At 31.5% G+C, this 12,991-nt stretch carries 11 protein-coding genes and 1 riboswitch; of the genes, 1 reads left to right on the top strand and 10 read right to left on the bottom strand.

Annotated elements, in window-relative coordinates; all coding sequences use genetic code 11:
* Positions 1-650: 650 nt before the first annotated feature.
* Positions 651-889, bottom strand: a riboswitch (cobalamin riboswitch).
* A gap of 702 nt (positions 890-1,591) precedes the next feature.
* Positions 1,592-2,215 (top strand): regulatory protein RecX, encoded by a 624-nt coding sequence (locus BM153_RS01185; RefSeq protein WP_092869944.1) that lies wholly within the window; start codon positions 1,592-1,594, stop codon positions 2,213-2,215.
* Here the strand turns inward: BM153_RS01185 and hisIE are convergent.
* The 10 genes from hisIE to BM153_RS01135 form a co-directional block, all read right to left on the bottom strand.
* Positions 2,198-3,469, bottom strand: a complete 1,272-nt coding sequence (gene hisIE / locus BM153_RS01180; protein WP_092869943.1) for a bifunctional phosphoribosyl-AMP cyclohydrolase/phosphoribosyl-ATP diphosphatase HisIE — start codon at positions 3,467-3,469, stop codon at positions 2,198-2,200. The genes BM153_RS01185 and hisIE overlap by 18 nt on opposite strands.
* A gap of 11 nt (positions 3,470-3,480) precedes the next feature.
* Positions 3,481-4,074, bottom strand: coding sequence for an imidazoleglycerol-phosphate dehydratase HisB (hisB, locus tag BM153_RS01175; RefSeq protein ID WP_092869942.1), 594 nt, complete (start codon positions 4,072-4,074; stop codon positions 3,481-3,483).
* 39 nt (positions 4,075-4,113) lie between these two features.
* The gene (hisD, locus tag BM153_RS01170) at positions 4,114-5,403 is read right to left on the bottom strand and encodes a histidinol dehydrogenase (protein WP_092869941.1); all 1,290 of its coding nucleotides are present in this window, start codon (positions 5,401-5,403) and stop codon (positions 4,114-4,116) included.
* Positions 5,404-5,427: 24 nt separating this feature from the next.
* Positions 5,428-6,072, bottom strand: coding sequence for an ATP phosphoribosyltransferase (hisG, locus tag BM153_RS01165; RefSeq protein WP_092869940.1), 645 nt, complete (start codon positions 6,070-6,072; stop codon positions 5,428-5,430).
* Positions 6,073-6,087: 15 nt separating this feature from the next.
* Complete coding sequence (gene hisZ / locus BM153_RS01160; RefSeq protein ID WP_092869939.1) at positions 6,088-7,356, bottom strand: ATP phosphoribosyltransferase regulatory subunit; 1,269 nt, start codon at positions 7,354-7,356, stop codon at positions 6,088-6,090.
* Positions 7,357-7,451: 95 nt separating this feature from the next.
* Positions 7,452-7,988 carry a Holliday junction resolvase RecU gene (locus BM153_RS01155; RefSeq protein ID WP_092869938.1) on the bottom strand — a complete coding sequence of 179 codons (537 nt, stop codon included), beginning with the start codon at positions 7,986-7,988 and terminating at the stop codon, positions 7,452-7,454.
* Positions 7,985-8,947 carry an RluA family pseudouridine synthase gene (locus BM153_RS01150; protein ID WP_092869937.1) on the bottom strand — a complete coding sequence of 321 codons (963 nt, stop codon included), beginning with the start codon at positions 8,945-8,947 and terminating at the stop codon, positions 7,985-7,987. The genes BM153_RS01155 and BM153_RS01150 overlap by 4 nt, the downstream gene beginning before the upstream one ends.
* Positions 8,919-10,805: a YgiQ family radical SAM protein gene (locus BM153_RS01145; protein WP_092869936.1), complete on the bottom strand. Its 1,887-nt coding sequence runs from the start codon at positions 10,803-10,805 to the stop codon at positions 8,919-8,921. The genes BM153_RS01150 and BM153_RS01145 overlap by 29 nt, the downstream gene beginning before the upstream one ends.
* The gene (locus BM153_RS01140; protein ID WP_092869935.1) at positions 10,798-11,508 is read right to left on the bottom strand and encodes a pseudouridine synthase; all 711 of its coding nucleotides are present in this window, start codon (positions 11,506-11,508) and stop codon (positions 10,798-10,800) included. The genes BM153_RS01145 and BM153_RS01140 overlap by 8 nt, the downstream gene beginning before the upstream one ends.
* Complete coding sequence (locus BM153_RS01135) at positions 11,508-12,953, bottom strand: aminoacyl-histidine dipeptidase (protein WP_092869934.1); 1,446 nt, start codon at positions 12,951-12,953, stop codon at positions 11,508-11,510. The genes BM153_RS01140 and BM153_RS01135 overlap by 1 nt, the downstream gene beginning before the upstream one ends.
* Positions 12,954-12,991: the final 38 nt, after the last annotated feature.

Raw genomic sequence — 12,991 nt, 5'->3', positions numbered from 1 at the left:
TTTTTTAATACTATTCCTTTTCATGATTTTTCCTCCTAAAATAATATTATTTGTTTTATTCTTTTTTCCACTTTTCATAATCTTCCTTCCTCTATTATTTAAGTGGTTGTGTAGTATTTCTTTCAAAGAAATGTTTACGGGTTACCGTTAAAAAGACTCAATATATTTCTTGTCTTCATAACCTTTTTCACCATCTCCCCTCTTAAAAACAGATTTTCTCTGTTTTATCTTTATTGTAATGAGGAAAAGTCGATTCCTAATCTTTTGCGACTTATAAAATAAATAAAGCAATTATTTTTTAGTCGCTTTAATTCGCTTTACTACTGCTTCATTAAAACTATACAGTAAAATTTGGATTTTGACTTTTACCTTCATTATTTAAGCAAGGAAGGCTTGCCATTTTTATATCTTAGCTTTGGGATTTTTTTAGAAATGAATGGTGTATTTCCTATATACTGGAATTTTTTTCTTTTTTAACAAGAATAAATTTTAGCTCCACATAGTAATTACTCATTTATAATGCCAGATTACATTATCGTTTTTAATAATAGCGATAAGATAAATCTCAACTTTTTTCATTAATATTTTAAACGAATTAAAATATTAACACAAAAACCCACTTCTTCCCAAAGTTAAGTTTTAATTATTATGTATCCTGACTTAGCATCAGCCTAGTAACAGCACCTTCCCGGATTTTCGTCCAGTGGTTTATTATACATTTGCAATTCGTTTTTCTTTACATATATCCACGATATGTGCATTACAATATGTTGTGTTTTTACATCGTATCAAAGATATTCAAAATAAGCATTTTGCCTTTTATATAATATTGCTGCTTTCGTCCGCCTTACAGTACGGGCAAGCGTGTTCCGGATTTGCACCGGATTCCTTGTTTTTAACTATTTTATATTTTTAATAAAAATATCTTAATTCTCTACTATTATATCACTTTTTAGATACTATACAAGATATTTTTATTTTAAATTTAACTTTTTCATGATTTTAAATGATGTATTTTTCTTACATTATTTATCATTATCTCCCTTTAAAAACGATAGCAGTAAGCAGAAAATGCAGACACCCTTTTCGTATACGAAAATCTCAATTTGTTTTACTACCGTCCCAAATAAAAGTGGTCGTAACCACTTTACAATACTTTCATTTGAAACTAATACATATCCATAACTCATTTATAGATAATCCACAATCCAAGCCACCTATTCAGCAGCTTATCTGTATAAAATATCTGTATATTGGGGATTAATCCGACTTATAACTTAAAAAATAACTCCCATGAAATTTAAAAAGATGTAATTTTAGTATAAATTCACTATACATCCATAGGAATTATAACACTGTATTATTATAATGTAAATAATGATATTACACCTATATAATTCGTTAAATTTATATTTTTGCATAAACTTCTAACTATAAACAGGATAATAACGAGGGCAGGCATTAAAAAAATAAATAATTCCTTTATAAAGGCCAAACAACAATAAAATTAATATCTTGACAGAACAAAAATTCGAATATATAATAAACATACAGAACATTCGTTTTGATTAAATAAAAATAGGAAGATACAATGAAAATAACTAAAATAGAATTACAAAAACAAAACAAAAAAAGAGCTTCAGTTTTTCTGGATGGAGAATTCAGTTTTGGAGCCAATATTGAAACAATTTATGATTATGCACTACGATGTAGTGATGAAATAGATGAAAAATTAAAAGATGAAATTTTAAAAAAGGATGCAGAAAAAGATGCCCGAAATATAGCTTTAAATCTAGTGGCTCATCATCCTTTTTTGGAAAAAGAACTTGAGAGAAAACTTTCCTTAAAAGGTTGTTCTCCAGCCTCTATCCAATCGGCTGTTGCTTTTTTAAAAAATTATGGCTATATTGATGATCAAAACTATATTAAAGAATATATTAGGCAGAAAAGTCGTTTATATGGTGAAGGTCGTATCAGAAGCAACCTTATTTCAAAGGGAGCTTCCAAAGATTTGGTAGAACGCACACTAAAGGAAAACTATCATTCAGATTTAGAATATGAGAAAGCCAAAAAATGGGCAGAAAAAAAACTGCACTCATATAATAAGGACAGTTTTGATTCTAAGTATAGAAAGCTTTATGCTTTTTTGATAAGGAAAGGTGTAAGTTATGAAATATCTTCCTGTGTTGTTAAGGAATTACTCTCTTCTTGCTAATTCCTCATATATTTCATTCCAAGATACTCCTTTTTCAACCATTAATACCATTGTATGATATAGAAAATCAGAAATTTCATATTTTATCTCCTCAGAATCGGGATTTTTGGCTGCGATAACTATCTCAGTACATTCTTCACCAACTTTTTTAAGTATTTTATCAATGCCCTTGTCAAAGAGATAATTTGTATATGAGCCTTCTCTTGGATGTTTTTTTCTATTCAAAATAACATCATATACTTTTTCTAAAACTTCATTAGAGGCTTTGTTATCTTTATTTGCTTTGTATATTTCATTATAAAAACAGCTTTTGTTTCCTGTATGACAGGCTGCACCGATTTGTACTACCTTTGCCAATAAGGTATCATTGTCACAATCAATAGAAAGACTTCTTACATACTGATAATGACCTGAAGTTTCGCCTTTTATCCATAGATTCTGGCGACTTCTGCTATAGTAGGTCATTTTTCCGGTTTTAACAGTTGTATTAAAGGCTTCTTCATTCATATAAGCCATCATTAATACATCCATTGTCTTATAATCTTGTACAATAACAGGAAGAAGTCCGTCACTGTTAAGTTTTAAATCACACCAACTCAGGCTGGATTTAATTACATTCATAGGAAAGCCTTCATCTAAAAGTTTAAGCTTATATGTATAAATATCCGGAAGCAATTTACATGTTTCATTTCCGAACACACCACAAACATTTTCTGATTTTATTTTCTTATCAAAGTCGTCAAATGTTTCAGCCTTTAAAAATAGCGGTAATTGTTCAAATATTGTGTCATGTGTATATTCTTCAATGATTATTCCACTTATCAAATGTAACAGTTGACTTAATTTTGCAGGATTAACTGATTTATTTGTATATGCAACTATTTTATCTTTTCCAAACCGGGCTCCGCCTTCTTCTAAAGCATTGGAAATGTTATCAATATCAATATTTGCAACTGCTTTTTCACAGCCGGCATACAGATATTTCTTTATATCTTCAAATCGTTTTACACTCCCACCGCCATAGACACAAGCATCAGTTTGGGTTATTGCTTCTTTTATGGCATTTATATTTATTTCATGCTCAGTATCATGTTCAGAAAGATCTAATATTATAAATAAATCACAACCGGCATCTTTATATTCTCTGACTTTTCTTGTAAGATTTCCATCTTCAACAATTTGAGAATTTTCCGGACTTGCGACAATTTTTCCGTTTTTTAAATAAAAAATTTGTGTAATTTTTTTGGTTTGCATAGCTATCCCCTTTATAATGTTCCTTTTGTTGATATAACACCTTCAATTCGTTCACTAATGGTAAGCGCCTGACAAAGACTTTTTCCAAAGGCTTTGAAAGCAGCTTCCACCAGATGATGGGAATTATCACCGGAAATCTGTTTTATATGTATATTCATCATTGATGTATAGGAAATTGCATAAAAAAACTCTTTTACCATTTCAGAAGGCATTTGCCCTATCATTTCACAAGGAATATCCATATCAAAGGATAAATAAGGTCTGCCAGAAAAGTCAATGGCACATAAAACTAAAGCTTCATCCATTGGAAGTATCATATTACCAAAACGGGAAATTCCACTTTTATCTCCTGCTGCTTCTCTTATGGCATTTCCAAGAACTATTCCGGTATCCTCTATAGTGTGATGTGCATCCACATATAAGTCTCCTGTAGCCTTTATATTTAAATCAAAGAGACCATGGCGACAAAAACCATCAAGAACATGGTCAAAAAATCCTATTCCTGTTTTTATATCGGAATTTCCTTTTCCGTCTATGTTAAATTCAACCTGGATATCTGTTTCTTTTGTTTTTCTGCTGACTTTTGAAATTCTTTTATTATTCATAATTTTACTCCCTGAATCTGGAAATTTTAATTGGAAGGTTTATTGGAAACGAACGGCAATGGCATTGGCATGTGCCGTAAGCTGCTCGGCATTGGCAAAATCAATTATATCCTGGTGAATTTCCTCTAAAGCTTGTTTTGAATAGGATATAATACTGCTTTTTTTAATAAAATCATCAACACTTAATGCTGAAAAGAACTTAGCAGTTCCGTTTGTAGGAAGTACATGGTTTGGTCCTGCGAAATAATCACCTAATGGTTCAGAACTGTATTCACCTAGGAATATTGCACCGGCATTTCTGATTTTAGTCATTACTTCAAATGGATTTTGAGTAACAATTTCTAAATGTTCACTGGCTATTGCATTTGCAGTTGATATACATTCATCTAAATTTTTTGCTATTAATATATATCCAAAATTCTCAAGAGATTTTGAAATAATATCTTTTCTTGATAGAATTTTCAAAAATTCATCAATTTCTAAGGATACTTTTTGAGCAAGTTCTTTGCTAGTTGTAAGTAGAATTGATGAGGCAAGTTCATCATGTTCTGCTTGAGATAAAAGATCTGCTGCCAGATATCTTGGATTAGCTGTTTCGTCTGCAATTACTAATACTTCACTTGGTCCGGCAATAGAATCTATGCTGACATTTCCATATACAGCTTTTTTGGCAAGGGCAACAAATATATTTCCCGGTCCAACAATTTTATCTGTTTTTGGAATCGATTCTGTTCCAAAAGCCATGGCAGCTATTGCCTGGGCTCCACCTACTTTATATATCTCGTCTACTCCGGCTTCTTTTGCGGCAACTAAAGTAGAAGGATATATGCTTCCGTCTTTAGCCGGAGGAGTAGTCATTATTATTTTATCAACACCTGCCACTTTAGCAGGAACAACATTCATTAGAACGCTGGATGGATAAACAGCTTTTCCTCCCGGGACATAAACCCCGGCAACTTCCAATGGAGTTACCTTTTGACCAAGAAATGTACCATCAGCTTTTGAATCAAACCAGCTGTTTTGAACCTGTTTCTGGTGAAATTCTCTGATATTTTTTAATGCTTTTCTTATAATCTCCACTAATTTGCTATCAACAAGTTTGTAAGCTTCTTCAATTTCAGCTTCAGTAACTTTTACATTAGAGGCATCTATTTTTACTTTATCAAATTTTAAAGTGTAGTCAAATAATGCTTTATCACCATTGTTTTTTACATCTTCAACTATTTTTACAACATCTTCTTCATAGGAGCTATAATTATTTGTACTTCTTTTTAAAAGATTATTTAAAATATCTTTTTTGGTATCTTCTGTTAATTCAACGATTCTCATTTTAATTTCCTCCGGAATACTATTCTATTGTTTTTCAATTACATTTCTTAAATCCTTTATTATTTTTTTTATTCTGTCATCTTCCATCTTCATGCTAACAGGATTAACAACGACTCTGGCTGATAAAGGAACAATTTTTTCTAAAACACAAAGTCCGTTTTCTTTTAAGGTGGCACCTGTTTCAACGATATCAACTATTACTTCTGAAAGTCCTACTATGGGAGCTAATTCAATTGACCCATTTAATTTTATAATATCTACGGTTTGATGTTTTCTATTGTAAAAATAATCTCTTGCAATGTTTGGATATTTTGTAGCAACTCTGATAAATTGATGATGTTCAAGATATTTACCGGCTTCTTTTGGACCACAAACACACATGTCACAATTTCCAATATTTAAGTCCAGGACTTCATAAATCTGTCTGCCTTCTTCCAAAATGGTGTCTTTTCCAACAATTCCAAAATCAGCTGCACCATATTCTACATAAGTTGGCACATCCGGCCCCTTTGCAAGAAAAAGCTTTAATTTTAGTTCTTCATTGACGAAAATCAGTTTTCTGCTTTTTTCATCCTGCATTTCAACGCAATTTATACCGATTTTATCGAAAAGCTCCATGGTTTTTTTTGCAAGTCGTCCTTTTGTAAGGGCAATTGTTAAATAACGCATTGTATTTCCTCCTTATCAGAGATATTCGTTCTTATATATTTCAAGAACCAGATTTACGGATTTTTTACGGGTCAGATTATAAATCTGAATGTTTTCATTATTTTTAAGGTAAATAATATCCGAAATAACATTGGATTTTGCATATTCAAAATATTTTTCAAATCCATCGAATTTATCAGTAATAAGCATATTTACCTTAATATTTTTTTCTCTCAAATTTTGACAGAAATCAATTGCACATTCCCTGTTTTCCTTTTCGTAAATAACCAGTTTTGAATCAGTATTTAACGGAACATCAATTTTTTGTCTTTGCATTGCAATAAGAATTTTGTCAAGATTCAATGCAAAACCTATGGAAGGAGCTTCTTTTCCAAATTTTTCAATTAATGTATCGTATCGTCCCCCTGAAGCAATATCATCTCCACTTCCGTATGTAAAGGCTTTAAAGGTAATGCCGGTGTAATATTTGATTTTTGTGATAAGACCTAAATCAAATGAAATATATTTTTCATAGCCAAAACATTTTAATATATTAAAAATTTCTTCAATTCTATCTATGGCTTTTAAAGCTTTTTCATTGGATGTAAGTTTTTTTGCAGCTTCTAAAACTTCTATATTTCCATATAGTTGTAAAAGATTAAGAAAGAGATTTTTATGATCTTCATTCATATCCAGGGAATCAACCAGTTCTTCTACTCCAAAAAAATTTTTCTTAGTTATTAGCTCTCTTAATTCTTCTTCTACAAAACTGTCAATGTTGGATTCTTCTATAAGGCTGTTAAAAAAATCTACTTCCCCAATACTTATCTGAAAATCGTTCAGTCCTGCATTTTTAAGGCATTCTATCAATAATGCCAATATTTCTACATCGGCATCTATGGATGTGTCTCCTATCAGTTCAGCTCCCATTTGGGTAGTTTCTTTAAGTCTTCCCTGGTAGCTGGCATGATTTACGAAGGTCTGTCCGGTATAACATAATTTCACTGGTATGCTTTCATCCTGGTAGTATTTAGCGGCACACCTTGCAATCGAAGGAGTGAAGTCAGGTCTTAAAACTAAAGTATTACCATCTTTGTCGAAAAATCTGTAAAGCTCTTTGCTAGGTGTTGTACCTATGTCCTTTGAAAAAATATCAAAAAATTCAATTGTAGGAGTTTCTATTGAATGATATCCGTATTTATGTATGGTGTTATGAAGTTTTTCTTTCACAATTTCTTTTTCTTCACATTCATAATTATAAATGTCCCTTACCCCTTCCGGAGTATGTAATAGTATATCTTTCATAGTAACCTCCAAACTTTCGCTTTAGTGCGTTAATGTGCTAATTGGGTAGCACAGCAAAATCAATGTTTAAATTATAATTAAATGTATATTAAATGTCAATCCCTTAATAACAAATCTTTTTGCAGCATTTCTAGATAAGGAACAAACTGTTTTTGTCTTTCATCTTTAAAGAAAAATTCCTTTTCTGTTTCTTCCAGTCGAAAACTTTTCCTACCGCCATTACCGGCTCTTTCCCAGAATTTTAATAAAAGTTCTAATCTTAAGTAGTAGTATTTATCCAGATGGGTATAATAAATCAAAAGAAAAGCTATACCTTTTTGTTCTTCAAATTTTTTCATAAAATCTATCTGGTGTTGATGAATATTTTGGAGGGGAAAAGTATTTGTATGACACTCTTTGGCATCAAAACATACAGGAATACCCTGTACTACACCAATATAATCCACTGTACTTTGTTTTTCAAAATAAGCCAGCGTTATCTGATGGCTGTTTGAATCAATTTTTGTAGGTGTTATGGGGGTAGGTATTTTTTGAATCAGAGCCAGTTTTTTCTCCATGTATTTTTCATTTGTTCTGTTAATCATTTCTTCAAAAATGGAGCCTCTAAGGCCCCTTGAATTCCAGGAAGTCATTTAAACAACTCCTTTTTTGCATTTAATAATTTTTTGTTAAGAGGGGCAGTAAATTCCTTATTACTAAGATAGGAAAAATAGTCATCCTCTATTTCAGGAAATATCATTTTGTAAGAATGTAAAAGCTGATATCTGTACTTATCCCTCTTTGAAATATCTGTATAGATATATTTTTTTTCACCAAGCAAAGGATGTCCTATGGATGCAAGATGAGCTCTTATTTGATGGGATTTACCCGTAATCAATTCAACTTCAAGGTATGAATAGTTATCATTGTATTCTAATACTTCAATAGATGTTTCTATATAAGAGGAATTTTTGCTTTCTTTGTCAGAAATTTGAACCTTATTATTCTTTTCGTCTTTTGTTAGATAGCCTTTAATATGTAAAGCTTTTGTCAGCTTTCCGTAGCAGATTGTCCTATAATATTTTTTTATACTTCTGTCTTTAAAACATTTATTTAAAAATTGTAAGCCTTTAATGGTTTTACCATATGTAATAAGCCCTGTTGTATTTTTATCCAATCTGTTGGCAATAGAAGGCATAAAAGTATCTAAATCAGTTATTTTAATGGCTTTTGTTTCTAATAAATATGCTAAAGCTTGTTCATTTATTGAAATATCATCCTTGTTTGCTTTTTGTGATAATACTCCTGCCGGTTTATTTATCAGTAAAATATCCTTATCTTCATAAATAACTGAAATTTCTGAAGATATTTTATCAGGAAGTTGTATTTCTTTTTTGGAAAACTTTTCAAGGGTTTCATCTGATAAATAAAAATTTACTTCATCATTTACTTTTAAGATTTCTTTACCATTAGCTTTTTTTCCATTTAAGGTAATATTTTTCTTTCTAAGCATTTTAAAAATAAAGCTGGCTGGGGCATTACAAAGATATTTGCCTAAAAATTTATCAAATCTGATACCTGATTCATTTTCTTTTATTTCTCGTTTTTGCATTGCCTTTTCCCTTTGCTTTTATTGTTTTCCTGTTTTTATTATTTTCTATTTTTTTGCTGATATTTCTTGGTTTTATAAGACATTTTTTATCAAATCCAATTAGGTCACTTCTTCCTGCTTTTATAAGAGCTTCTTTCACCAGTTCATAATTTTTAGGATCCTTGTATTGAATAAGTGCTCTTTGCATAGCTTTTTCATGAGAGCTTTTTGGAATATAAACTTTTTCCATTGTTCTTGGATCTAATCCGGTATAATACATACAGGTTGAAAGTGTTGAAGGTGTAGGATAAAAATCCTGAACCTGTTGGGGCATATATCCCATATCTCTAACTGCTAAAGCTAACATAATTGCATCTTCTAATGTACTTCCGGGATGGGAAGACATTAGATATGGTATTAAGTATTGTTCTAACCCTGCTTCTTTACTTTTTTTGAAAAATTCTTTTTTAAATTGTTCGTAGACGCTATTTGATGGCTTTCCCATCAGCTTTAATACCCTGTCGGATACATGTTCCGGAGCGACTTTTAACTGTCCGCTTACATGATATTTACACAGTTCATTAAAGAAGCTTTTGTTTTTATCCTCCAATAGATAATCAAATCTGATACCGGATCTTATAAATACTTTCTTTACTCCAGGCAATTTTCTTAAATCTTTAATAAGTTTAGTATATTCTTCATGGGAGGTATCAAGATTTTTACAGGGTTTTGGAAATAGACACTGTTTATTTGTACAAACTCCTTTAGAAATTTGTTTTTTGCAGGCTGTATGGTAAAAATTTGCAGTTGGGCCTCCTACATCATGAATATAACCCTTGAAATCTTTATCATTTATCATTTCTTTGGCCTCAGCTATAAGTGAGTCATGTCCTCTTTTTTGTATAAATCTTCCCTGATGAAATGTTAAAGCACAAAAACTGCAGGCTCCAAAACAACCTCTGTTGCTTACAAGACTGAATTTTACTTCTTCGATAGCAGGTATCCCGCCTGATTTTTTATATATTGGATGATATGTTTTTTTATAAGGTAAAGCATAAATATCATCCATTTCCGTATCTGAAAGAGGAAGTGCCGGTGGATTTTGAACTACATAAATTCCATGAGGATAGGTTTCTACCAGGGTTTTTCCCGAAATAAAATCAGTATTTTGATATTGAATGTAAAAGCTTTTGGCGTAAGAAATTTTATTTTTTTCTACTTCTTCAAAGGTAGGAAGAATCAGTGGCTGATATACATTTTCCAGATTTTTTGTTTTGTATACACTGCCTTTTATAAATGTAATATCTTTTATGTCTATTCCGGCATTTAAGGCATCAGCGACTTCTATAACAGCATGCTCTCCCATTCCATACAGTAATAAATCTGCCCCTGAATCCATTAAAATCGAACGCTTTATTTTATCTTGCCAATAGTCATAATGTGCCAGTCTTCTTAAGCTGGCTTCTATTCCGCCTATTATTATCGGTACATTTTTATAGCTTTGTCTGATTAGATTACAATAAACTATAGTGGCATAATCCGGTCTTAAACCTATTTTACCGCCGGGAGAATACAAATCTTTTTTTCTTCTTTTTTTTGAAACTGAATAATGATTCACCATGGAATCCATATTTCCGGCAGAAACTAAAAAGCCCAGGCGTGGCTGTCCGAATTCACTAATACTGTTTTTATCTTTCCAGTCAGGCTGTGAAATAATACCAACTGTATAACCGTAGGCTTCTAAAAGTCTGCCTATGATGGCATGTCCAAAAGAGGGATGATCTACATAAGCATCACCGATTATATAAACAAAATCTATTTGGGAAATATTTCTTTTTTCCAAATCACTTTTAGATATTGGTAAAAAATCCTTACTCATCTATTTCTCCTTTTAATAAAGATATTTCTTCTTTTGTTAAACGCCTATATTCCCCCGGATTTAGATTTTTATCTAAATTAAGGCCTCCCATTGACAGCCTTTTTAAAAATGTCACCTCTAAACCAAATGCTAAAAACATTCTTTTTATTTGGTGAAATTTCCCTTCGCATATGGTAATGTAAGCTGAATTTTCATCTTCTAAAACGTTTAAAACCGCGGGTTTAGTAAGATTTTTTTCCTTAATGTCAACACCTTTTTTAAATTCGGAAACCAGTTCTTGGGGTATGGACTTATCCACCCTTACAAAATAAGTTTTATCGACATGCTTACCTGGTGAGAGGAGCTTATGTGAAAGCTCCCCGTCATTTGTCATAATTAATAATCCTTCTGTATCAATATCCAATCTTCCCACCGGAAAAATTTCTTTTTTTTCATCTAAGAGGTCATTGACACATTTATGAACATTGTCATTGGTGGCTGATACAACACCTGCTGGTTTATTTAACATATAATAGACAAATGGTTCATAATTAATTTTTTTATTATCTACAAATACTTCATCTGTATCAGAGTCTATTTTAAGCTCTGCTTTCTTGATTATTTCTCCATTTACCGCTATACGTCCGGCTTTAACCATCTTTTTTATTTCACTTCTTGTGGCAATTTTACATTGGGATAAAAATTTATCGACTCTTAGTATCATTATTTTAATTCACCTAATGTATCTTCTACAAATTCGTAACATTCTTTAAAGGATGAAATTGAAAGTCTTTCGTTAAAGGTGTGTATGTCATAAATATCAGGACCTATGGAAACTGCATCCATTCCTTTTATTTTTTCTGAGAAAATACCACATTCAAGTCCGGCATGAATTACTTCAACTTTTGGTTTTTCGCCGTATTTTCTTTCATAGACTTTTGTCATTATTTCACTTAATTTAGAGTCTTTTTTATATTCCCATGCCGGATAATCGCCTCCGGTTTCAACACTAGCTCCTATTAAATTAGCAAGAACTGTAATTTTATCAGCTATAGTGTATTTTTTTGAAGAAACTGAACTTCTTACTGAAATATCTACACAAAAATGCTTTCCGTTACATTCTACAATTGCAACATTAGAAGAAGACTCTACCAGTGAAGGAATGGCTGCATTCATGGAATCTACGCCATTTGGAAGTAACATCAATAAGGAGATTATTTTAAGAGTGTCATTACTGTTGATGCACTCCAAGGTTTTTTCTCCTGTAACTCTTTTCATGGAAATGCTTATATCTTTGTCTGAATATTTATACTCGTTCTTCAGTTCTTTTTCTATTTTTTCAAGTTTTTTGGAAACTTCTTTTTCATATTCTGTGTCTAAAACAATGGATGCGGTAGCTGAAACAGGAATTGCATTGCGTTTACTTCCGCCTTTCATATCTACTAAGAGAATGTCATATTCTTCATACAAAATATTAAGAACTCTTGCTAATAAAACATTAGCATTTCCTCTTTCTTTATCTATTTCTGTACCTGAATGTCCGCCAACCAGGTTAGAAATACTAACTTCGTATTGGCTGCCTTTAACTTTTGCACTGTCTAAATCCAGTTTAACTTTTACATCAAGTCCACCTGCACAGCCAACTGTAAGAGTTCCCATGTTTTCAGAGTCAATATTTATTATTTTTTTGCCTTTTAATTTTGAAAGATCTATATGTGATGCACCTAACATGGAGGTTTCTTCATCAACTGTAAATACAGCTTCTATTGGAGGATGTGGAATATCATTAGAATCTAAAATTGCAAGTCCTATAGCAACTGCAACTCCATCATCCCCACCCAGGGTGGTTTCTTTTGCAGATATAAAATCGTCATTGATTTCTAATTCTAAAGGATCTTTTGAAAAATCATGTTTTGAATTCTTCTCTTTTTCGCAAACCATATCCATATGTCCCTGGATAATAACCGGCTCGCTGTTTTCATAGCCTTTTGTACCATCTTTAAAAATGATAACATTGTTTACTTTATCCTGAATATAATTTAACCCGTGCTCTTTAGCAAAGGAAACAAGATAATCGCTAATTGCTTTAGTATCCCCTGAACCTCTAGGGATTTTTGATATTTCTTCAAAATAATAAAAAGGTTTTTCCGGTTTAAGATTCTCTAACATATTAATTCTCCTTTTTTTAATCTTTCGAATATGATAAT

Origin of the sequence: Acetitomaculum ruminis DSM 5522 (genome assembly GCF_900112085.1) — a bacterium.
GTDB classification, from domain to species: Bacteria; Bacillota; Clostridia; order Lachnospirales; family Lachnospiraceae; genus Acetitomaculum; species Acetitomaculum ruminis.
Note: the sequence above shows the minus strand (reverse complement) of the source record. Positions and strands in the feature narration are given on the sequence as shown.

Excerpts from the sequence above, each read along its gene's own strand:
- BM153_RS01185 (WP_092869944.1), top strand. The coding sequence starts at position 1,592 with ATGAAAATAACTAAAATAGAATTACAAAAACAAAACAAAAAAAGAGCT.
- hisIE (WP_092869943.1), bottom strand. The coding sequence starts at position 3,469 with ATGCAAACCAAAAAAATTACACAAATTTTTTATTTAAAAAACGGAAAA.
- hisB (WP_092869942.1), bottom strand. The coding sequence starts at position 4,074 with ATGAATAATAAAAGAATTTCAAAAGTCAGCAGAAAAACAAAAGAAACA.
- hisD (WP_092869941.1), bottom strand. The coding sequence starts at position 5,403 with ATGAGAATCGTTGAATTAACAGAAGATACCAAAAAAGATATTTTAAAT.
- hisG (WP_092869940.1), bottom strand. The coding sequence starts at position 6,072 with ATGCGTTATTTAACAATTGCCCTTACAAAAGGACGACTTGCAAAAAAA.
- hisZ (WP_092869939.1), bottom strand. The coding sequence starts at position 7,356 with ATGAAAGATATACTATTACATACTCCGGAAGGGGTAAGGGACATTTAT.
- BM153_RS01155 (WP_092869938.1), bottom strand. The coding sequence starts at position 7,988 with ATGACTTCCTGGAATTCAAGGGGCCTTAGAGGCTCCATTTTTGAAGAA.
- BM153_RS01150 (WP_092869937.1), bottom strand. The coding sequence starts at position 8,947 with ATGCAAAAACGAGAAATAAAAGAAAATGAATCAGGTATCAGATTTGAT.
- BM153_RS01145 (WP_092869936.1), bottom strand. The coding sequence starts at position 10,805 with ATGAGTAAGGATTTTTTACCAATATCTAAAAGTGATTTGGAAAAAAGA.
- BM153_RS01140 (WP_092869935.1), bottom strand. The coding sequence starts at position 11,508 with ATGATACTAAGAGTCGATAAATTTTTATCCCAATGTAAAATTGCCACA.
- BM153_RS01135 (WP_092869934.1), bottom strand. The coding sequence starts at position 12,953 with ATGTTAGAGAATCTTAAACCGGAAAAACCTTTTTATTATTTTGAAGAA.